Source organism: Sinomonas atrocyanea (assembly GCF_001577305.1).
In the GTDB taxonomy this organism is placed as follows: domain Bacteria; phylum Actinomycetota; class Actinomycetes; order Actinomycetales; family Micrococcaceae; genus Sinomonas; species Sinomonas atrocyanea.
This window is the reverse complement of the sequence record NZ_CP014518.1, coordinates 242,732-261,835: the sequence shown is the minus strand read 5'-3', so window position 1 is coordinate 261,835 and position 19,104 is coordinate 242,732. Positions and strand designations below refer to the sequence as shown.

20 protein-coding genes and 1 pseudogene are annotated in these 19,104 nt (G+C 72.7%); 13 read left to right on the top strand and 8 right to left on the bottom strand.

Features of this window, described 5'->3' with window-relative positions; all coding sequences use genetic code 11:
- The first annotated feature begins 27 nt into the window (after window positions 1–27).
- The 5 genes from SA2016_RS01260 (at window position 28) to SA2016_RS01240 (ending at window position 5,389) form a co-directional block, all read left to right on the top strand.
- A complete protein-coding gene (locus SA2016_RS01260) occupies window positions 28–1,233 on the top strand; it encodes a M4 family metallopeptidase (protein WP_066501794.1) in 1,206 nt (401 codons plus the stop codon).
- The gene (locus tag SA2016_RS01255; RefSeq protein WP_066494500.1) at window positions 1,230–1,529 is read left to right on the top strand and encodes a protealysin inhibitor emfourin; all 300 of its coding nucleotides are present in this window, start codon (window positions 1,230–1,232) and stop codon (window positions 1,527–1,529) included. Before SA2016_RS01260 ends, SA2016_RS01255 begins: the two co-directional genes overlap by 4 nt.
- Before the next feature lie 77 nt (window positions 1,530–1,606).
- Window positions 1,607–3,259, top strand: a complete 1,653-nt coding sequence (pgm, locus tag SA2016_RS01250; protein ID WP_066494497.1) for a phosphoglucomutase (alpha-D-glucose-1,6-bisphosphate-dependent) — start codon at window positions 1,607–1,609, stop codon at window positions 3,257–3,259.
- A gap of 175 nt (window positions 3,260–3,434) precedes the next feature.
- On the top strand, window positions 3,435–3,902 hold the full coding sequence (locus SA2016_RS01245; RefSeq protein WP_066494495.1) for a MarR family winged helix-turn-helix transcriptional regulator: 468 nt from the start codon (window positions 3,435–3,437) through the stop codon (window positions 3,900–3,902).
- Window positions 3,899–5,389, top strand: coding sequence for an MFS transporter (locus SA2016_RS01240; RefSeq protein WP_084249217.1), 1,491 nt, complete (start codon window positions 3,899–3,901; stop codon window positions 5,387–5,389). Before SA2016_RS01245 ends, SA2016_RS01240 begins: the two co-directional genes overlap by 4 nt.
- Window positions 5,390–5,666: 277 nt before the next feature.
- Here SA2016_RS01240 and SA2016_RS01235 read toward each other — a convergent pair whose 3' ends face one another.
- On the bottom strand, window positions 5,667–6,269 hold the full coding sequence (locus SA2016_RS01235) for a malonic semialdehyde reductase (RefSeq protein WP_066494494.1): 603 nt from the start codon (window positions 6,267–6,269) through the stop codon (window positions 5,667–5,669).
- Window positions 6,270–6,534: 265 nt separating this feature from the next.
- Here SA2016_RS01235 and SA2016_RS01225 point away from each other — a divergent pair, with 265 nt between their 5' ends.
- Both SA2016_RS01225 and idi read left to right on the top strand, forming a co-directional pair.
- Window positions 6,535–7,836 (top strand): uracil-xanthine permease family protein, encoded by a 1,302-nt coding sequence (locus SA2016_RS01225; protein ID WP_066494492.1) that lies wholly within the window; start codon window positions 6,535–6,537, stop codon window positions 7,834–7,836.
- A gap of 36 nt (window positions 7,837–7,872) precedes the next feature.
- Entirely contained in the window at window positions 7,873–8,409 is a 537-nt protein-coding gene (idi, locus tag SA2016_RS01220) for an isopentenyl-diphosphate Delta-isomerase (protein WP_066494491.1), read from the top strand.
- Between the two features lie 100 nt (window positions 8,410–8,509).
- Here the strand turns inward: idi and SA2016_RS01215 are convergent, their stop codons facing one another.
- Window positions 8,510–9,625 carry a glycerate kinase gene (locus SA2016_RS01215; RefSeq protein ID WP_066494489.1) on the bottom strand — a complete coding sequence of 372 codons (1,116 nt, stop codon included), beginning with the start codon at window positions 9,623–9,625 and terminating at the stop codon, window positions 8,510–8,512.
- A gap of 38 nt (window positions 9,626–9,663) precedes the next feature.
- On the opposite strand from SA2016_RS01215, the gene SA2016_RS01210 reads away from it, so the two are divergent.
- On the top strand, window positions 9,664–10,266 hold the full coding sequence (locus SA2016_RS01210; protein ID WP_066494487.1) for a TMEM175 family protein: 603 nt from the start codon (window positions 9,664–9,666) through the stop codon (window positions 10,264–10,266).
- A gap of 55 nt (window positions 10,267–10,321) precedes the next feature.
- Here the strand turns inward: SA2016_RS01210 and SA2016_RS01205 are convergent, their stop codons facing one another.
- Complete coding sequence (locus tag SA2016_RS01205) at window positions 10,322–11,068, bottom strand: glycerophosphodiester phosphodiesterase family protein (protein ID WP_084249695.1); 747 nt, start codon at window positions 11,066–11,068, stop codon at window positions 10,322–10,324.
- Between the two features lie 60 nt (window positions 11,069–11,128).
- Here SA2016_RS01205 and SA2016_RS01200 point away from each other — a divergent pair, with 60 nt between their 5' ends.
- Window positions 11,129–11,611 (top strand): NUDIX domain-containing protein, encoded by a 483-nt coding sequence (locus tag SA2016_RS01200; protein ID WP_066494483.1) that lies wholly within the window; start codon window positions 11,129–11,131, stop codon window positions 11,609–11,611.
- Window positions 11,608–12,437 (top strand): annotated as a pseudogene (locus SA2016_RS01195) (PhzF family phenazine biosynthesis protein). The gene SA2016_RS01200 and the pseudogene SA2016_RS01195 overlap by 4 nt, the downstream one beginning before the upstream one ends.
- Here SA2016_RS01195 and SA2016_RS01190 read toward each other — a convergent pair.
- Window positions 12,434–13,378, bottom strand: a complete 945-nt coding sequence (locus SA2016_RS01190) for a S1C family serine protease (protein WP_066494482.1) — start codon at window positions 13,376–13,378, stop codon at window positions 12,434–12,436. The pseudogene SA2016_RS01195 and the gene SA2016_RS01190 sit on opposite strands and share 4 nt — an antisense overlap.
- 163 nt (window positions 13,379–13,541) lie before the next feature.
- Between SA2016_RS01190 and SA2016_RS21210 the strand changes: the two genes are divergently transcribed.
- Window positions 13,542–13,691, top strand: a complete 150-nt coding sequence (locus SA2016_RS21210) for a lmo0937 family membrane protein (RefSeq protein ID WP_141305408.1) — start codon at window positions 13,542–13,544, stop codon at window positions 13,689–13,691.
- Window positions 13,692–13,776: 85 nt separating this feature from the next.
- Window positions 13,777–13,926 carry a hypothetical protein gene (locus SA2016_RS21205; RefSeq protein WP_157089098.1) on the top strand — a complete coding sequence of 50 codons (150 nt, stop codon included), beginning with the start codon at window positions 13,777–13,779 and terminating at the stop codon, window positions 13,924–13,926.
- 132 nt (window positions 13,927–14,058) lie between these two features.
- On the opposite strand, the gene SA2016_RS01185 is transcribed toward SA2016_RS21205, so the two are convergent.
- Genes SA2016_RS01185 through SA2016_RS01170 form a run of 4 tightly spaced genes read right to left on the bottom strand, consistent with a single transcriptional unit; the run spans window position 14,059 to window position 17,492 of the window.
- Window positions 14,059–14,898 (bottom strand): HAD family hydrolase, encoded by an 840-nt coding sequence (locus SA2016_RS01185; RefSeq protein ID WP_066501792.1) that lies wholly within the window; start codon window positions 14,896–14,898, stop codon window positions 14,059–14,061.
- Between the two features lie 43 nt (window positions 14,899–14,941).
- Complete coding sequence (locus tag SA2016_RS01180) at window positions 14,942–15,469, bottom strand: YbhB/YbcL family Raf kinase inhibitor-like protein (protein WP_066494480.1); 528 nt, start codon at window positions 15,467–15,469, stop codon at window positions 14,942–14,944.
- Window positions 15,466–16,404, bottom strand: coding sequence for a carbohydrate kinase family protein (locus tag SA2016_RS01175; RefSeq protein WP_066494478.1), 939 nt, complete (start codon window positions 16,402–16,404; stop codon window positions 15,466–15,468). Before SA2016_RS01175 ends, SA2016_RS01180 begins: the two co-directional genes overlap by 4 nt.
- Window positions 16,405–16,454: 50 nt before the next feature.
- Window positions 16,455–17,492, bottom strand: coding sequence for a LacI family DNA-binding transcriptional regulator (locus SA2016_RS01170; protein ID WP_066494476.1), 1,038 nt, complete (start codon window positions 17,490–17,492; stop codon window positions 16,455–16,457).
- A gap of 139 nt (window positions 17,493–17,631) precedes the next feature.
- Between SA2016_RS01170 and SA2016_RS01165 the strand changes: the two genes are divergently transcribed.
- A complete protein-coding gene (locus tag SA2016_RS01165) occupies window positions 17,632–19,083 on the top strand; it encodes a sugar porter family MFS transporter (RefSeq protein ID WP_066494475.1) in 1,452 nt (483 codons plus the stop codon).
- The last annotated feature ends 21 nt before the right edge of the window (window positions 19,084–19,104 follow it).

The following is a 19,104-nucleotide window of genomic DNA, read 5'->3' as shown; positions in this document are numbered from 1 at the left end:
GCCCATCTCAGCGGAGGGGGAATGACGATGTCCAGCACGTACCCAGCAGCACCTTCCACCCGGCCGCGCCGCCACCAGGGCGCGGTGCCGCCGTACCTGCTCGAGCGCCTCGCGGGCTTGCGTGAACGGCGGGCGCGGGCGCTCTCGGGCGAGGGACCCGCCAACGGATTCGCGGCGGACACGCGCGGGATCGAGTCCGTCGCCGAGCTCGCGCGCCGGACGCTGCTCGAGGACGCCCGGCTCCGCGAGCGGCGCCGGGGGCGCCCGCTCGGGGACCAGCGCGGCCTCCGCGCGGCACCGGGAGCCCTCCACCGTGAGATCAGTGATGCGGAGACCACGGAGGAGCTGCCCGGCCGGCTCGTGCGCAAGGAGGGACAGGATCCTGTGGCGGACGCCGACGTCAACCGGGCCTACGACGGGCTCGGCGAGACCTACCGGTTCCTCGAGCAGGTCCTCCACCGCTCGAGCGTCGACGGCGCGGGGCTCGCGCTCGAGGGGACCGTGCACTACGGCGTTGGCTACGACAACGCGTTCTGGGACGGATCCCGCATGGTCTTCGGCGACGGCGACGGCACGGTGTTCTCGTCCTTCACGGGCTCGCTGAGCATCGTCGCCCATGAGCTCGGCCACGGGCTCCTGCAGCACACCACCGACCTCGCGTACGAGGGCCAGTCCGGGGCCCTCAACGAATCCTTCGCGGACGTGTTCGGCGTGCTCGTGGACCAGTTCTCACGCGGCGACACGGTGGAGACGGCGACGTGGATCGTGGGGCACGGGATCTTCCTGCCCGGCATCAAGGGGGTGGGGGTGCGGTCCCTGAAGGCGCCCGGCACCGCCTACGACGACCCTGCCCTGGGCAGGGACCCGCAGCCGGCCCACATGGACGGGTACGTGCGCACCCGCGAGGACAACGGCGGTGTGCACCTGAACTCCGGCATCCCCAACCGGGCCTTCTACCTCGCCGCCGAGGCCCTCGGGGGCCACGCGTGGGAGCGCGCCGGCCGCGTCTGGTTCGAGGCCATTGCCACGGGCAGGCTCCCCGTCGACGTCGACTTCCGCGGATTCGCGCGGGAGACTGTGCGTGTGGCCCGGGCGCTGTTCGGGCGGGAGTCGGCCGAGGAGAAGGCCGTGCGCGCCGGATGGCGCGGCGTCGGGATCACGGTGCGGCTCTCGGAGAACGGTGCCCGATCGCCGAGGAAGGGGGCCGCGCCAAGACGCCAGGAGGGGCGATGAAGGTCGAGGTCATCCGCTCCGGCGGCGTCGCCGGCATCCCGCGGCGCGGCCGGGTCGAGTTCCGGGTGCGCGGGCCACGGGAGCCCGCCGACACCGAGTGGGCCTCCCTCTACAGGGCTGCACGCAGCGAGCGGCGGCGGCTGCCCGACACCCCGGCTGCGCAGCCCGCCCCCCGCGTCCGGGACGCCTTCTGTTGGACGCTGAGGTTCGGACGCGAGCGGTTCGAGGTCCCCGACGCCACGCTGCAGGGCGCCCTCCGCGAGCTGGCGGAGAAGGTCCTCGCGGAGGGCCGGTAGCGCCCGTGGGCCGGGAGACAGGCGAAATCTTCACCGAGTGGCCACCCTTTGTTGGCCTTCTCTGCAAAGCTAGGCACATGGCGAACCGAGCAGGCACCGTAGCCCTCCCCAGCGACCTCGTGGACATCACCGCGCTCCTCGACGCGTACTACGACGTGTCCCCGGACCTGAGCGACCCCGGCCAGCGCGTGGCCTTCGGGACCTCCGGCCACCGCGGCTCGAGCCTCAAGGCCTCCTTCAACGAGAAGCACATCGCCGCCATCACCCAGGCGATCGTGGAGTACCGTGCGGGCCAGGGCATCCGGGGCCCCCTCTTCCTCGCGAAGGACACGCACGCCCTCTCCGAGCCGGCCACCAACACCGCGCTCGAGGTCCTCGCCGCGAACGGCGTGCAGGTCCTGGTCGATGCCCGCCACGGCTACACGCCCACGCCGTCCGCGAGCCACGCGATCCTCAAGTACAACGCCGGACGCGGCGAGGACGACCCGGGCCGGGCGGACGGGATCGTGGTCACTCCGAGCCACAACCCGCCCTCGGACGGCGGCTTCAAGTACAACCCGCCGCACGGCGGCCCCGCGGACACGGATGCGACCGGGTGGATCGCCGACCGGGCCAACGAGCTCCTCGAGGCGGACCTCGCGGGCGTGCGGCGCATCCAGCTCGCCGACGCGCTCGCCGCGGACTCCACCGGCCAGTTCGACTTCCTCTCCTCCTACGTCGACGATCTGCCCCTCGTGCTCGACATCGAGGCGATCCGCAACGCCGGGGTCCGCATCGGCGCCGACCCGATGGGCGGGGCGTCGGTGGACTACTGGGGCGAGATCGGCGAGCGCCACCACCTCGACCTGACGGTCGTGAACCCGACCGTGGACCCGCAGTGGGCGTTCATGACCCTGGACTGGGACGAGAAGATCCGCATGGACTGCTCGTCGCCGTTCGCCATGGCCTCGCTCATCCAGAAGGTCTCGCAGGGCGCCGGCTACGACATCGCGACCGGCAACGACGCGGACGCCGACCGGCACGGCATCGTCACTCCCGACGCCGGCCTCATGAACCCGAACCACTACCTCTCGGTGGCGATCGACTACCTCTACCGCCACCGCACCGGCTGGCGCCCGGACACCGTGGTGGGCAAGACGCTCGTGAGCTCGTCGATGATTGACCGCGTGGCCGAGGGCCTCGGCAAGAAGCTGGTCGAGGTGCCCGTCGGCTTCAAGTGGTTCGTGCCCGGGCTGCTGTCGGGCCAGGGTGCGTTCGGCGGTGAGGAGTCCGCGGGGGCGAGCTTCGTCAAGCGGGACGGCGGCGTCTGGACCACCGACAAGGACGGCATCCTCCTGAACCTCCTGGCCTCGGAGATCAGGGCCGTGACGGGGAAGTCGCCGAGCGAGCTCTACGGCGAGCTGACCGCGAAGTACGGGTCGCCGTCGTACGCAAGGATCGACGCCGCGGCGACCCGGGAGCAGAAGGCGAAGCTCGGCAGGCTGTCCGCGAGCGACGTCACGGCGACCGAGCTCGCCGGCGAGCCCATCACCGCCAAGCTCACGGAGGCCCCCGGCAACGGCGCCAAGATCGGCGGCCTGAAGGTCACGACCGAGAACGCCTGGTTCGCCGCACGCCCGTCCGGGACCGAGGACGTGTACAAGATCTACGCCGAGTCCTTCAAGGGCGACGACCACCTCAAGCAGGTCCAGGCCGAGGCGAAGGCACTCGTCGACTCCGTCATCGCCTGACCTTCTGAAAGCCACCACCTGAAGGTCAGCTTCTGAAGGTCAGCTTCTGAAGGTCACCTTCTGGGGGCCATCTCCTGCGGGTCATCGCTTGACGCGACCCACAGGAGGTGGCCCCCAGATCGTGGGTGACCGCGGTCATATCCTTAGCATGGGTAATGAGTTATGCTAAGTACCGATGACTCCCCCGAACCTCACTGACGCCGCCCCCGACACCTCTGCCTCCCCCGACATCCTCGAGCTCGCCGCGGAACTGCGCGTCGCGATCATGCGCACGTCCCGGATCCTGCGCACGCAGGCGACGAGCGACGTGGTGAGCCCCGGCCAGAACTCGGTGCTGTCCGTCCTGGGGAAGCGCGGCCCGCTCACGATGCGCCAGCTTGCTGACATCGAGCACGTGCAGGCCCCCAGCATGACGCGCACGGTGAACCACCTGTGCGAGGGCGGGTTCGTGGCCCGGACGGAGCACCCGACCGACGGGCGGCTCGTGGTGGTCGGGCTCACCGACGCCGGCCGCGCAGTCCTCGAGGAATCCCGGCGGCTGCGGGCCGCATGGCTCGCGAGCCGCCTCGATGCGCTCCCGCCCGGTGACCAGGCCGCCCTGCACCGCGCCGCCGAGCTGCTGCTGGAGATGACCGCCCGATGACCAGCATGTTCCGCGCACTCCAGCACCCGAACTACCGCCTCTGGGCTGCCGGCGCCCTCGTCTCCAACGTGGGGACCTGGATGCAGCGGGTGGCCCAGGACTGGCTCGTCCTGACCCAGCTCACGAACCACGACGGCGCGGCAGTGGGCATCACCACCGGTCTGCAGTTCCTGCCGATCCTGCTCCTCGGCCCCTACGCCGGCCTTCTCGGCGACCGTCTCGACAAGCGCAAGCTCCTCTTCGCCACGCAGACCGCGATGGGGCTGCTCGCGCTCGTGCAGGGCGTCCTCGTTCTGAGCGGCGCGGCCCAGCTGTGGCACATCTACGCGATCGCGCTGCTGCTCGGGGTGGCGAGCGCATTCGATGCCCCGCCGCGCCAGGCCTTCGTCTCGGAGCTCGTGGGCCGCGCCGACGTGCCCAACGCCGTGGCGCTCAACTCGGCCTCCTTCAACCTTGCGCGGCTTGCCGGTCCCGGCGTCGCCGGTGTGCTGATCGGCCTCATCGGCACGGGCTGGGTGTTCATGCTCAACGCCGCAACCTTCCTCGGCGTCCTCTTCTCGCTCACGCGGCTGCGGGTGGACCTCCTGCACCGCACCCCGCCGCTTCCACGGGGCAAGGGCCAGATCATGGCGGGCGTCCGGTACGTCCGCACCGAGCCGAGGATCCTGCTCATCCTGGTGATGGCCGGGCTCGTCGGCACGTTCACGCTCAACTTCCAGGTCACCAATGCGCTCATGGCAGCCGACGTGTTCCACACCGGCGCCGACGCCTACGGCTTCCTCGGTTCCATCCAGGCGATCGGAACGCTCGGGGGCGCGCTCCTGGCGGCGCGGCGGAAGCAGCCGCGGCTTACGCTGCTCGTGGGGGCCGCGGTGGGGCTCGGCGTCGCCACGATCGTCGCGGCCGCCATGCCCAGCTACCTCTCGTACGCCGTGGTGCTCGTGTTCGTCGGCGTCTCGGCGCTGACGTTCCTCAACAGCGCCAACACCATCGTCCAGCTCACCACCGAGCCCCAGTACCGCGGCCGGGTCCTCGCCCTGTACATGGCGGTGATCCAGGGCGGCACGCCGATCGGGGCACCGCTCGTGGGCTGGCTCGCGAACGCGGTCGGCACGCGCTGGGCCGTGCTGGCCGGTGGGCTCGCCGCGCTCGTGGCCGGTGCCGTGGGCGTCTGGGCGCTGGCGCGCTGGGGAGAGGGCACGTTCCGCGAGCAGCTCCGCGCCGTCTGGGCCGAACGGCGCGCAGCCCGCGCCGCTTCCGCCCTCGCCTCCCCGGGCACCTCGGACGCGGGGTCACCTTCCGCCGTCCCGGGGTCACCTTCCGCGCACGACGCCGAGCCCGCACCGCAGCCGCCGACGGTACCGGCCCGCGACACGGCCGCCGAAGCCCTGTCGCCGGCGCCCCAGCGCGGCCCGTCGCTGCGGCTCCCGCGACGGCCGCCGGCCACGACGACTGGCTCACAGCCCGCGGTCGCCCCGAGGAACTAGCGGCTCCCAGCAGGGAGGGGCCAAGGCACGCGGACGTGACCCCGGGTGCGCCGAGAGGTGACCCGGGGTGCGCCGAGAGGTGACCCCGCGTCCAACCAGAGGTGACCCCGCGTGCGCCGAGACGTGGCCCCGGGTGCGCCGAGAGGTGACCCCGCGTCCAACCAGACGTGACCCCGCGTCGGGTCGGAGGCGTGGGCACGGCCCAGGAGGGGACACAGAAGGACCTGGCCGCCGGCCCTCACGGGGCAGGCGGCCAGGTCCTCGGGGGAGTCGGGGGTCAGACGGTCTCGACGACGTCCTCGTAGGCGAACTTGGTCTTCGCGGGGCCCCACGCGTCCTCGCCCGGACGGCCGATGTTGACCACGAGGAAGCTCTTGCGCCCGCCCTCGGGGAAGAAGTCGGCGTCGATCGCGGAGAAGTCCGCGCCGGTCATCGGGCCGGCGGCGAGGCCCAGCGAGCGCACGGCGAGGATGAAGTACCCGGCCTGGAGGTGCGCGTTGTCGCGGCCGGTGCCGTAGCGGACCACGTCGTCGTCGAACATCGACTTCAGCCCGGCGGCCTGCGGGAGGAACGTCTCGAAGCGCTCGTGCCACTCGGTGTCGAAGGACAGGACGGCCACGAGCGGCGCGGCGAGGGTCTTGGCCTGGTTGCCGCGGCTCAGGTGGGACACGAGGCGCTCGCGCGCCTCGGGCGAGCGCACGTAGGTGACCCGCATCGGCTGGTTGTTGAACGCGGTGGGGCCGAACTTCGCGAGCTCGTAGATCGCCTGCGCCTGCTCGTCGGTCACCTCCCCGGTGAACGTGTTGGCGGTGCGGGCCTCGACGAAGAGGGCGTTGACGGCGTCGGCGTCGAGCGCAGCTTCCTGATGGGCGATGCTCATGCATGTCTCCTCACGGCGGCCCGGCGGCCGCCCTCATCAACCTCACAACCGGGGCCGGCGCCCGGAGCATCCCGTCCGGCGGGGTGATGTTGCTTACATTCCGGTCCAGCCGCTCGGCTGGTGGCGCGGACGACGCCGCCCGCTCGCCTCGCGGGCGGAGCCGCCGGCCGCCGTCGTGCGCGCCGCAGCGCCCGCGATGGCGGCCCCGACCAGCGAGTAGGATGTCCCCCGATATTCCCGCTCCCCCACGCTCGGAAGGCGCCGCATGAGCATGCTCGGAACCAGATGGAAGCTCCACGGCGACGGCCGCTCCGTCCGTCCCGGCGAGGTGGTGGCGCCGGGCGAGCGGCTCGCGTGGCCGATCACCATCGGCGTGGGCCTCCAGCATGTCGTGGCGATGTTCGGCGCGACGTTCCTCGTGCCGATCCTGACGCACATGCCGCCGGCGACGACCCTGTTCTTCTCGGGCATCGGCACGCTCCTGTTCCTCGTCCTCACGCGGGGGCGGGTGCCGAGCTACCTGGGGTCCTCGTTCGCGTTCATCGCCCCGATCCTGGCCTCGCAGCAGCAGTTCGGCGTCGCGGGGGCGCTCGGCGGCGTGGTCGTGGCCGGCGCGGTGCTCGCCGCCGTGGGCGCCGTGGTGCAGGCGTTCGGGGCGCACTGGATCAACGTGGTCATGCCCCCGGTGGTCACCGGCACGATCGTGGCGCTGATCGGGCTCAACCTCGCTCCCGCGGCGAAGCAGAACTTCGACGCCGCGCCCGTCACGGCACTCGCCACGCTGCTGGCGATCATCCTCGTCTCCGTGCTCTTCCGAGGGATCCTGGGCAGGCTGAGCATCCTGATCGGCGTGGTGGTCGGGTACCTCGTGGCCGTGTGGCGCGGCGAGGTGGACTTCACGAAGATCGACGCCGCCGTGTGGATCGGGCTGCCGCACTTCCAGACCCCTGCCTTCCACCTCGGCGTGCTCGGTCTGTTCGTGCCGGTGGTCCTCGTGCTCGTCGCCGAGAACGTGGGGCACGTGAAGAGCGTCGCCGCGATGACGGGGGCGAACCTGGACGACATGGCCGGCCGGGCCCTCATGGCGGACGGCGCCGCGACCGTCCTCGCAGGCCTCGGCGGCGGCTCGGGTACCACCACGTACGCGGAGAACATCGGTGTCATGGCGGCGACCAAGGTCTACTCGACCGCGGCGTACTGGGTCGCGGGCATCACCGCGCTGCTGCTGAGCTTCTCCCCCAAGTTCGGCGCGCTCATCGCCACCGTCCCCGCCGGCGTGCTCGGCGGCGCGGCCACCATGCTCTACGGCATGATCGGCGTGCTCGGGGTCAAGATCTGGGTGCAGAACAGGGTCAACTTCTCCAACCCGGTGAACATCACCACGGCGGCGGTGGCGCTCATCGTCGGCATCGCGGACTACACGTGGAAGGTGGGCGACCTGGCCTTCGCCGGCATCGCGCTCGGCTCCGCGGCCGCCCTCGTCGTCTTCCACGGCATGAGCGCGCTCGCCCGCTGGCGGGGCACCGCGACGGACGACGCCACCGAGCCCGCCGTCCGCAGCCGCTGAGCCGCGGCGTGGCCGGCTGCTGGAAGAATGGGCCCCATGGCTGACACCCCCGCGGAAGAGCTCGTCCAACTCGTCGACGAGGACGGCACCCTCCTGGGCACCGCCCCGAAGGCGACCGTGCACACCGAGAGCACGCCGCTGCACCTCGCGTTCTCGTGCCACGTGTTCGGTTCCGACGGCCGCGTGCTCGTGACCCGCCGGGCCCTGGCCAAGAAGACCTGGCCCGGGGTCTGGACCAACGCGTTCTGCGGGCACCCGGCCCCGGGCGAGCCGTTCGAGGAGGCCATCCGGCGGCGCGCCGAACAGGAGCTCGGCCTCGAGGTCGGCTCGATCGAGCCGGTCCTGCCCGACTTCCGCTACCGGGCCGTGGACGCGTCCGGGATCGTCGAGTACGAGGTCTGCCCGGTCTTCCGCGCCGTGGCCGCCTCCGATCCCCGGGCGAACCCGGACGAGGTCGCCGAGTGGGCCTGGTCCGACCCGGCCGACTTCCGCGCCGCCGTCGCCGCCGCGCCCTATGCGTTCAGCCCGTGGCTCGTCATGCAGCTCGACGCCCTGGCCGCGCAGGGCGACTAGGAGTCCCCCGGCGGGGGTGACCCCAGCTTTCGGACAGAACCCCGCGCTTCAGCACGGGGCTTTGACCGAAAGCCAGGGCAGAATCTGCCGAGGAGCCGCGTCAGGCGCCGGCGAGGAGCTCCGCCACGGCGCGGCGGACGTACTGGGCGGCATGGGCGATGGCCTCGGCAGGGGTCGGGGCGAGGTCCACGAGCGCGCCGGCGGCCTCGATGCCGTGCTCGGCGAGCTGCTCCGGCTCGGCGAGGATGCGCCCGGCCACCGCGATGACGGGGATGCCCCGGTCCCGCGCCCGGTCTGCAAGCGCGATCGGCGCCTTGCCCGTGAGCGACTGCCCGTCGAGCGAGCCCTCCCCCGTGATCACGAGATCTGCCTCGGCCAGGCGCGCGTCGATCCCCACGAGCTCGGCCACGAGGTCGAAACCGCTTTCGAGCCGCGCCGCCGTGAAGGCGAGGAACGCCGCGGGGAAGCCGCCGGCCGCGCCGGCACCGGGGACGTCGACGTCCCGTCCCGTCGCCTCGGCGAGCAGCTTCGCCCAGGTGCGCAGGCCGGCGTCGAGCGCCGCCACCGTGTCAGGGTCCGCGCCCTTCTGCGGCCCGAAGACGTGCGCCGCGCCGTCCGGCCCGACGAGCGGGTTGCGGACGTCGACGGCGATGCGCAGGGTGGCGGCCGCGAGCCTGGGGTCGAGGGCGGACGCGTCGAGGGACGCGACCTCGGCGAGCGCGGCCCCGCCGAGCGGCACGACGTTCCCGGCCGCGTCGAGCGGCCGGAGCCCCAGGGCGCGCAGGGCGCCGGAGCCGCCGTCGGTCATCGCCGAGCCGCCGAGCCCGAGCACGATCTCCGTGGCCCCGGCGTCCAGGGCCGCCGCGATGAGCTGCCCGGCACCGTAGGAGTGGGCGCGGCCGGCGGTCTCCGGGTCCGGCTCGGAACCGAGCGCGGCGAGCCCGGAGGCCTGCGCGGTCTCGATGACGGCAGTGGTGCCGCGCAGCGCCCACGCGGCCCCGACGGGCTTGATCAGCGGACCGGTCACGGCGCGGATGCGCTCCTCGAAGCCCGCGGCGACGGCCGCCTCGAGGGTGCCCTCGCCGCCGTCGGCCACGGGGACGCGGACGATCTCGGCGTCGGGGTACACGCTCAGGGCGCCCTCCGCCATGGCGTCGGCGGCCTCGGCGGCGGTGAGGGAGCCTTTGAACTTGTCCGGGGCGATGAGGATGCGCACGCCCCTATCCTGCCAGTACCCGCTGACACAATGTCCCCATGGAGACCAAACGCGTCGAGGCCTTCAGCGACGGCGTGCTCGCCATCGCCATCACCATCATGGTGCTCGAGCTCAAGACCCCCGAGACCCCGGACCTCCACGGCCTCGCCGCGGTGCTGCCCACGCTGCTCACCTATGTGCTCAGCTTCGTGTACATCGGCATCTACTGGACCAACCACCACCACCTGATGCACCTCACCCGCAGGGTCGACGGGGGCGCCCTGTGGGCCAACCTGAACTTGCTGTTCTGGCTGTCGGTGGTCCCGTTCACCACGCGTTGGATGGACGAGAGCAGCCTCGCGGAGCTGCCCGTGCTCGTGTACGGGATCAACCTGCTGGCCGCCGCGGTCTCCTACACGATCCTGCAGACCCGGCTCATCCGCCTCCAGGGCGCCGGGAGCCGGCTCGCGCGGGCCATCCGGAACGATGTGAAGGGCAAGTGGTCCATGGCCCTCTACGTCCTCGGGTGCGCCGGGGCGTTCGTGTCCACGTGGATCAGCGTGGCCGCCTACGTGGCGGTGGCGGCGCTGTGGATCGTGCCCGACCGGCGGATCGAGCGGGCCGTCGCCGAGGGCGCCGCGACGGGCGACGACGGCAGCTGAGGGCGGCGCGGCCCTCGCCGCCGCGCCGGGGACCCACAGGGGTGGCAGGGACCCCTCAGCGGGCGGGCGGGGGCCAGGCGCCGCGCCCCAGGAGCACCTCGCGCAGCACGTCGGCGCGGTCCGTGACGAGCCCATCCACGCCGGCGTCCAGGAGCCGGTGCATGTCCGGGGCCTCGTTGACGGTCCACACGTGCACCTGCAGGCCGAGCCGGTGGGCGCGCGCAACGAACCCGGGCGTCACCACCTGCAGGCCCCAGAAGTGCTCGGGCACCTGGAGCGCGCCGATGCCCCCGAGCGCGCGGCGCAGCAGCGCCTCAGGAAGGGGCGCCCCGAGGAGCCGCATCAGCCCGGCGGACTCGATGCCGGACGAGGACGCCACCGGACGCGAGAGCCGGGACAGCACCGCCCGCCGGCGGGCGTCGGAGAACGAGGTGACGAGCACCCGGTCGTGCAGGCGCATCCGCTCGATGAGCCCGGCGAGCGGCACCACGGCGCCGGCGGACTTCACGTCCACGTTGAAGGACGCCTCGGGGAGCTCCTCGACGAGCTCGGCGAAGAGCGGCACGCGCTCGGAGGCACCGATCCGGGCGGCCGCCACGGCCGCGAGGTCCAGCTCGGCCACGGCTCCGGTCCGGTCCGTGACGCGGTCGAGCCGCTCGTCGTGGAAGGCGACCAGCGCGCCGTCACGCGTCGCCCGCACATCTGTCTCGAGGTGGGTGAATCCGAGGTCCCACGCCGCGCGGAACGCGGTGAGCGTGTTCTCGAGCCCTTCGGGGGAGAACCCGCGGTGCGCGAAGGCCATGGGGGCCGGGTGGAAGAACGGCACGGCCCCACGCTACCGCCACCCGAGTAGGCTGGCGCCATGGAGCTGAGCGCCGCGAGCCGCGAGTACTTCCGCACGCTGCCACGACGGCGGGTCGCCGCCGGCCTGGTGATCCGCGACGGGGAGGGCTGCGTCCTCGCCGTCAAGCCCAACTACCGGGACGGCTGGCTGCTGCCCGGCGGGACGGTGGACCCGGGCGAGGCCCCGCGCAAGGCCGCCCGCCGCGAGGGCCGCGAGGAGCTCGGGCTCGACATCGAGCCCGGGGCCCTGCTGCTGATCGCCCATTCGGCCTTCCCGGCCCCCGTCGGGGACGGGCTGAGCTTCCTGTACGACGGCGGATCGCTGCCCCCCGGCGCCTCCGTCTCGCTCCAGGAGGAGGAGCTCACCGAGTGGCGGTTCGTGCGGGCCGATGAGTTCGAGGAGTACTTCGGCGACCACGGGGCGCGGCACATCGAGGCCGCGCTCACGGGGCTCGCGGAGGCCCGCACGCTCGAGCTCGAGGACGGCGTCGAGGTCCTGTGAGGCAGTTCAGCCAGGTCGACGTCTTCACCTCCGAGTTCCTGCGCGGCAACCCCGTGGCCGTGGTGCACGGCGCCGACGGCATCCCCGACGAGGAGATGGCCGCGTTCGCCCGCTGGACCAACCTCTCGGAGACGACCTTCCTCCTCGCCCCCACGCAGCCGGGCGCCGACTACCGCCTCCGCATCTTCACCCCGGGCGGCGAGCTGCCCTTCGCGGGCCACCCGACGCTCGGCTCGGCCCGTGCGTGGCTCGAGGCAGGCGGGGTGCCGGCGGCCGAGGGGCGGATCGTCCAGGAGTGCGGCGTGGGCCTCGTGACGGTCAGGGACGACGGCGGGCGCCTCGCCTTCGCTGCCCCGGACCTCCTGCGCTCGGGGCCCGTGGACCCGGCCGAGCTGGCCGCGATCGCGGCCTCGCTGGGGCTCGCCCCGAGGAGGTCGTGGACGCCGCGTGGGTGGACAACGGGCCGGGGTGGGTCGGGCTCCTCCTGCGCGACGCGGACACCGTGCTCGGCCTCCGCCCGGACTTCGCCGCCATGGGCGCCTACCAGGTGGGCGTGATCGGCCCGCGCCCGGATGGGGACCCGGCCGCGTTCGAGGTGCGGGCGTTCTGCCCCGACCTCGCCGTCCCGGAGGATCCCGTCACCGGCAGCCTCAATGCCGGGCTCGCGCAGTGGCTCATCGCGGGCGGCCGCGCCCCGCGCTCCTACGTGGCGCAGCAGGGGACCGTCCTCGGCCGGCGCGGGCTGGTCAGGATCACCGCGGACGGTGCGGACGTCTGGGTCGGCGGGGACACAGTGATGGGCGTCCGCGGTCAGGTCGCGCTCTAGTCGAGAAGCTCCTCGGGCTCGGTGACGACGTCCACCATCGCCTCGCCCCGGAGCACGGTGATCTCCGTGCGCCGGCCGATCGCCTCGGCGAACATGTGGCGCTGGAGCGACTGGGCGTCCTTGAGGGGCTCGCCGTTGATGGCGAGCAGGAGGTCGCCGCGCCGGATGCCGCTGGACTCGGCCGGGCTTCCGCCCACAACCTCGGCGACGCGCAGCGCCCGTCGCGTCCCCGTCCGCGCCGCCCATCGCGCCTCGAGCGGGGTCGGCACGCTCACGAGCCCCAGATAGGCGCGGCGCACCCGCCCGTCGAGGCGGAGGGAGTCGAGGATCCGCCGCGTCGTGGCGTTCACCGGCACGGCGAGGCCGAGGCCGAATCCGGCCACGGCGGTGTTGATCCCGACCACGCGGCCCCGCGAGTCGGCGAGGGCCCCGCCGGAGTTGCCCGGGTTGAGCGCGGCATCGGTCTGGATGACGTCCTCGATGAGCCGTGAGGCCGTGCGGCCGCGGGCCGGGATGGACCGCCCGAGGGCGCTGACCACGCCGGCGGTGACGCTGCCCTCGAGGCCGAGCGGGCTGCCCACCGCGACCACCAGGGAGCCGACCAGCAGCGTGTCCGCGTCGCCGAACTCCGGCGGTTCTGGCACGTCGATGCTGCTGCGCAGGACGGCGAGATCGGAGAGGGGGTCGCGGCCCACCACCGCGAAGGGCCCCGCCGTGCCGTCGGCGAACGCCACCTGACCGCGGCCGAGCCGCCCGACCACGTGGGCGTTCGTCACGAGGTGCCGCTCGGCGCTGAGCACGACGGCGCTGCCGGCCCCCCGCTCGGTGCGCACCGAGGCGACGCGGGGGGTCAGGTGCCGGGCCACGCCGGTGACGACCCGGGAGTACGCGTCCATGGCCGACTCCTCGGCTGGACGGCCGGCGTCACGGTCTTCGCTCATGCTCCTGCAACGCTTCAGGGACCGGGCCCCATGCCCGGTATCGCGCGGGGCGAACGGTGCCGCAGCAGATCCTCCGCGAAAGCTTGTTTGGATCACGCGTGTGCAGGGAAAGAGTGGACCGCTGTACAACTCACCGTTGTACATCCGACCTTAGGAGATCACCGTGCTGCTCTGGATTGCACTCATTCTGTTCGTCCTCTGGCTCCTCGGATTCATCGCGCTTCCGAGCCTCGGAGGCATCGTCCACATTCTCATCGTGCTCGCTGTCATCGCCCTGATCGTCCACTTCGTCACACGGCGCAGGGCGGTCTGACCGGCCGAGCCGGAGCCACGGGCCCCGCTCCCGCCATAATGGAGGCATTCGAATCTGAATGCTGGGCGATCAAAGGGAGTTGTCGATGAAGCTGTTCATCTGGGGCATCGTGATGCTGGCCATCTTCGTTCTGGGCCTGCTGGTGGACATCGGCGGCGGCGTCTACATGTTTCTGTGGGCCGCGCTCATGCTGATGATCATCGGCTCGATGAAGCTGTCGCACCGGCGCGCGTGACGCGGTAGCGGCCCCGGCCGGGCAGCGGACCGGCTTCACGGATCCAGGACGAGGCTGGCGGAGAGGGCCATGGGCGGGGAGACCCGCCCATGGCCCTCTCTGCTGTCAGCGCGCCTGCTGTCAGCGCACCTGCTACCGGGCCAGGCTGCCGGGCCGCGGCGCCCGGCCGACGCCCCCCGCGGCGAGCTTTCGCTCGAGGACCTGGGCGACGCCGTCGTCCTCGATGCCGGGGGCGTGCAGTTCCGTCGCGGCGAGCGCCTCGGGGTGCCCCGACGACATCGCATACCCCTCGCCGGCCCAGGCGAGCATCTCGACGTCGTTCGGCATGTCCCCGAAGGCGACCACCTCGGCGGGGACGATCCCGAGCGCGTGCGCGTACTCGGCCAGGGTCACGGCCTTGTTGACCCCGAGCGGGGCCATCTCGAGCATGGTCAGGTCCACGGCCGAGTGCGTGATCGAGACGAGGTGCGAGACGTGCGGCGCCACCACCCGCAGGTACTCCTCGGCGGTGATGCCCTCGATCTTCGCCATGAACTTCACCACCTCGTCCCCCGGGACCAGCTCGGCGAGGTCGCCGTGGCGGACCTGGTCCAGCAGGGCCCGGTGCCGGGGCTCGGCGAACGCGGTCTCCATGACGAACTCGGCCGGGGTCTCCGCCGCGAACGCGGTCTCGGGGAACAGCCCCTGGATGATTCCGCGCACCTCGAGCATCGTCTCGCGGTGGATCGCCTCCGAGGAGACCACGGACATCGTCTCGAGGTCGTAGACGAGGGCGCCGTTCGAGCAGATCACCCGCCCGGCGTGGCCGAGCTGCTCGCTCAGCGGGGTGAGCCACCGCGCCGGGCGCCCGGTGACGAAGACGAGCTCGACGCCGGCCTGCTCGCACGCGTGCAGGGCCTGCACCGTGCGCTCGGTGATCCGCCCGTCCCGGCGCAGGATCGTGCCGTCGATGTCGCTGGCCACAAGCCGCATGAGCCGCTCCACGGGGTTCCCGCCCCCGTCCGCGCCGGGCATGTCAGCGCACCTCGTACGTGCAGGTGATGGTCGCAGTCGCGAGCTCGTGGGCGGCGACGTCCCGCAGGACCCGCGATCCCTTGCTGCGCGGGGTCCCCGGCACGCTGCCGACGTCGAGGGCGTGCACGGTGAACACGTACCGGTGGGGTCCCGAGCCGCGCGGCGGCGCGGCCCCGACGAAGCCGGTGAAGCCGGCGTCGTTGAGGAGCTCGAGGCAGCCGTTGGGGAGCCCGGCCTCGGAATCGGCCGGCCCCATGCCGTCCGGGGCGCCGCCGGCGCCCTCGGGCAGCTCGTCGACCTCGGCCGGGATGTTCACCACGGCCCAGTGGCAGAAACTGCCCGCCCGCGGGGCGTCCGGGTCCATGACGGTCACGGCGAAGCTGCGCGTCCCCTCGGGCGCGCCGCTCCAGGCCAGCTGGGGCGAGAGGTCCTGCCCGTCGAGGCCGAAGTACGCGCTCGTCTGCGGGCGCGGCAGCTCCGCGCCGTCCACGAGGTCCTGGCTCCTGAGCGAGAACGGTTCCGGGCTCATGACGCTCCTCCCGTGCGGATCTCGGCGCGCGACGGCGGGTTGGCACCGGGGCGCGAGACGGTCACCGCGGCGGCGCGCGCGGCGAAATCGAGCATGCGGCCGAGCTCTGCGGCGTCGAGGCGGCGCAGCTCGGGGCGGCGCTGGGCGCCGTCGAGCTCGCGGTCCACGATGGCCGAGAGCAGCGCGGCCATGAAGGAGTCGCCCGCCCCGACCGTGTCCGCGACGCGCACCCTCGGGGCCTGCGCCGAGGCCTCGCCGTCCCGGCACACCGCCCATGGCCCCTCGGCGCCCCGGGTCACGACCACGAGCGCGGGCCCCTCGGGGGCGCCCAGGCCCAGCCAGCGGCGGGCGGAGTCGAGAGGGTCGGCGCCCGGGTAGAGCCAGGCGAGGTCCTCGTCCGAGGCCTTGACCACGTCGGCGAGGGCCACGAGCCGCTCGACCCGGCCGCGGACCACGTCCGCGTCCGTGGTGATGGTCGGGCGGCAGTTCGGGTCGAAGGAGATGGTGGCGCGGGGCCGGGCGCGCTCCACGGCCCGCAGCACCTGGTCGGCGCCGGGCTCGAGGACCGCGGCGATCGAGCCGGTGTGCAGGAGGGTCGTGGGGCCCAGGAGCCCCTCGAGCCGGTCCCGGAGGCTGGGCAGGTGCCAGTCGAGCTCGAAGTGGTAGCTCGCCGCGCCATGGTGGTCGAGCTCGGCCAGGGCCACCGACGTGGGGCTCTCGTCCGCAGGCAGGGCCACGAGTACGTTGGCGGCGCGGAGGTGGTCGGTGAGCATCCGGCCGTTGGCATCGTCGCCGTACCGGCCGATGAACTGGACGGAGTGGTCGAGGCGCGCGAGGCCGACGGCCACGTTCAGCGGGCTCCCGCCAGGGTGGGACTCGGTGCCGGAGGGGCGGCGGACCACGTCGATGAGTCCCTCGCCGATGACTGTCAGCATGCCCTTCACGGTAGCAGCCGGGGGTGCGGGACGGACCCGCCGGAGAGGACCTAGCGCCTGGGTTGCGGCGGGGGCGCGGTCGAGGTGCGCACCACGAGCCGCGGGGCGCTGCACCGGTCCACGGCGGGGCCGGACGGATCGGCCAGCCGCGCGAGCGCCGCGGCCCCCGCCGCGGACCCGAGGGCATGCGCGTCGAGGTCCACGCTCGTGAGCCGGATGCCCGCGAGCCGGGCGATGCGGGAGTCGTCGTAGCCCACGACCGAGAGGTCCTCGGGCACCCTGAGCCCGAGCGCCTCGGCGGCCTCGCGGACGCCGAGGGCCATCTGGTCGTTGTGCGCGAACACGGCGGTGGGCCGGTCGGGGCCCTCGAGGATCCGGGCCGCGGCGGCCTGGGCTGCCTCGAAGGTGAACTCCGGTGCGGCGACGACGCGCGGCGGCAGGCCGGCGTCGTGCATCGCCTCGCGGTAGGCGCGCTGCCGCTCGGTGTGCCCTTCCCAGCGCGGGCCGGTGAGGTGCACGATCCTCGTGTGGCCGAGGTCCAGCAGGTGCCCGGTGGCGGCGCGGGCCCCGGCGGCGTCGTCGGAGTAGATGCTGTCCACGCCCTCGATCCGGCGGGCCACGCTCACGAGCGGCACGGCCGCGGCGGCCTCCCGCAGGCTCGCATCCGGGCCGGTCAGGGTCGCGGCGATGATGACGCCGACGCGCGCCTCGAGCAGGGACTCCACCTCGTCGCCGGGCTCGGCGCCGCCGCGGCGCCGCACGTCCCCGACGCTGAGGATGACCCGGACGCCCGAGCCCTCGAGCGCCTCGCGGACCCCGGCGAAGATGTCGGCGTAGACCTCGTTGTGCAGGTCGAGGAGGTAGAGGCCCACCGTGGCGGCCCGCTTGCGGGCCAGGTCCGCCGCGATGCGGTTGGGGCGGTACCCGAGCCGGCGGGCGGCCTCCAGAATGGCGTGCCGGGTCTCCTCGCTCACGCCCGGGGCGTTGCGGAACGCGAACGAGACGAGGGTCCGGGAGACGCCGACCTCCCGCGCCACGTCGGCCTGGGTGGCAGGACGCGGGGGACGGGGAGAGGACGGGGCGGCCACGTGCCCTATCGTTCCACTCTGGATCTACCCGAGATTTTTTGAAATGTTGTCCATATGACCTTACAAACTTCCCTTTCGCGCGTTAGGCTGAAGTGAGACGGGTCACAGACCCGGCAGTCTTCAGACAAAGGAGTCCCCGATGTCCGCTACGGCAGCACCGCACAATAATCCGCCGGCGACGAAGCTCCCCGCGCTCGTCCCCGGCCCCCACTCGAAGCGCCTCGGCCTCATCGCGCTCGTCGCGACGTTCGGCGGCCTGCTCTTCGGCTACGACACCGGCGTCATCAACGGCGCCCTGAACCCGATGTCCGCAGAGCTCGGCCTGACCCCCATCACGGAGGGCGTCGTCACCGCCTCGCTCGTGTTCGCGGCCGCGATCGGCGCGATCTTCGGCGGCCGCCTCTCGGACGCCTGGGGCCGCAGGACCACCATCATCCTCCTCGCCGTCCTCTTCTTCGCCGGCACCGTCGCCGTCGTGGCGACCCCCAACTTCGAGGTCCTCGTCCTGGGCCGCATCCTCCTCGGCCTCGCGGTGGGCGGCGCCTCGACGGTGGTGCCGGTGTTCCTCGCCGAGCTGGCCCCCTACGAGATCCGCGGCTCCGTGGCGGGCCGCAACGAGCTCGCGATCGTCATCGGCCAGCTCGCGGCGTTCGTCATCAACGCCGTGATCGGCAACGTCTTCGGCACCATCCCGGGTGTCTGGCGCATCATGTTCACCATCTGCGCGCTGCCCGCCGTCGCCCTGTTCTTCGGCATGCTGCGGATGCCCGAGTCGCCGCGCTGGCTCGTCGAGAAGGGCCGCCACGAGGAGGCCCTCGCCGTGCTCAAGACCGTCCGGGCCGGCGACCGCGCGGTGGCCGAGCTCGCCGACGTCGAGCTCGTGGCCAAGGAGGAGCGCGAGAGCCACCAGATCGGCTGGCGCGCCATCTTCTCCAACAAGAACCTGCTCCGCATCCTCCTGGTCGCGATCGGCCTCGGCGTGGCCCAGCAGCTCACGGGCATCAACTCGATCATGTACTACGGCCAGACCGTGCTCACCGAGTCCGGCTTCAGCAAGGACGGCGCGCTGATCGCCAACATCGCCCCCGGCGTCATCGCCGTGGTCGGCGGCATCATCGCCCTGAAGATGATGGACCGCCTCGACCGCCGGACCACCTTCATCACGGGCCTCTCGCTCACCACCGCCTGCCACGTGCTCATCGGCATCGCCTCGATGGCCCTGCCGGTCGGCAACCCGGCCCGCCCCTTCGTGATCCTGTTCCTCGTCGTGGCGTTCGTCGGCTCGATGCAGACCTTCCTCAATGTCGCCGTCTGGGTCTACCTCTCGGAGATCTTCCCGCTGCACATGCGCGGCTTCGGGATCGGCGTCGCGGTGTTCGCCCTGTGGGTGGTCAACGGGTTCCTCTCGCTCTACTTCCCCTCGATGGTCGCCGCGATGGGGATCACGGGAACGTTCTTCCTCTTCGCCGTGGTCGGCGCCCTCGCCCTGGTCTTCGTCATCACCCAGGTGCCCGAGAGCCGCGGGCGCACCCTCGAGGCCCTCGAGGAGGACGTCACCACCGGCGCGATCTACCTCGTGCACAAGAAGTAGCCGCTCCCGGCGGGCGGGACG

Bases quoted from the DNA above. Each gene is read 5' to 3' on its own strand.
- SA2016_RS01260 (WP_066501794.1), top strand. From the start codon at position 28: ATGTCCAGCACGTACCCAGCAGCACCTTCCACCCGGCCGCGCCGCCAC.
- SA2016_RS01255 (WP_066494500.1), top strand. From the start codon at position 1,230: ATGAAGGTCGAGGTCATCCGCTCCGGCGGCGTCGCCGGCATCCCGCGG.
- pgm (WP_066494497.1), top strand. From the start codon at position 1,607: ATGGCGAACCGAGCAGGCACCGTAGCCCTCCCCAGCGACCTCGTGGAC.
- SA2016_RS01245 (WP_066494495.1), top strand. From the start codon at position 3,435: ATGACTCCCCCGAACCTCACTGACGCCGCCCCCGACACCTCTGCCTCC.
- SA2016_RS01240 (WP_084249217.1), top strand. From the start codon at position 3,899: ATGACCAGCATGTTCCGCGCACTCCAGCACCCGAACTACCGCCTCTGG.
- SA2016_RS01235 (WP_066494494.1), bottom strand. From the start codon at position 6,269: ATGAGCATCGCCCATCAGGAAGCTGCGCTCGACGCCGACGCCGTCAAC.
- SA2016_RS01225 (WP_066494492.1), top strand. From the start codon at position 6,535: ATGAGCATGCTCGGAACCAGATGGAAGCTCCACGGCGACGGCCGCTCC.
- idi (WP_066494491.1), top strand. From the start codon at position 7,873: ATGGCTGACACCCCCGCGGAAGAGCTCGTCCAACTCGTCGACGAGGAC.
- SA2016_RS01210 (WP_066494487.1), top strand. From the start codon at position 9,664: ATGGAGACCAAACGCGTCGAGGCCTTCAGCGACGGCGTGCTCGCCATC.
- SA2016_RS01205 (WP_084249695.1), bottom strand. From the start codon at position 11,068: ATGGCCTTCGCGCACCGCGGGTTCTCCCCCGAAGGGCTCGAGAACACG.
- SA2016_RS01200 (WP_066494483.1), top strand. From the start codon at position 11,129: ATGGAGCTGAGCGCCGCGAGCCGCGAGTACTTCCGCACGCTGCCACGA.
- SA2016_RS01190 (WP_066494482.1), bottom strand. From the start codon at position 13,378: ATGAGCGAAGACCGTGACGCCGGCCGTCCAGCCGAGGAGTCGGCCATG.
- SA2016_RS21205 (WP_157089098.1), top strand. From the start codon at position 13,777: ATGAAGCTGTTCATCTGGGGCATCGTGATGCTGGCCATCTTCGTTCTG.
- SA2016_RS01185 (WP_066501792.1), bottom strand. From the start codon at position 14,898: ATGCGGCTTGTGGCCAGCGACATCGACGGCACGATCCTGCGCCGGGAC.
- SA2016_RS01180 (WP_066494480.1), bottom strand. From the start codon at position 15,469: ATGAGCCCGGAACCGTTCTCGCTCAGGAGCCAGGACCTCGTGGACGGC.
- SA2016_RS01175 (WP_066494478.1), bottom strand. From the start codon at position 16,404: ATGCTGACAGTCATCGGCGAGGGACTCATCGACGTGGTCCGCCGCCCC.
- SA2016_RS01165 (WP_066494475.1), top strand. From the start codon at position 17,632: ATGTCCGCTACGGCAGCACCGCACAATAATCCGCCGGCGACGAAGCTC.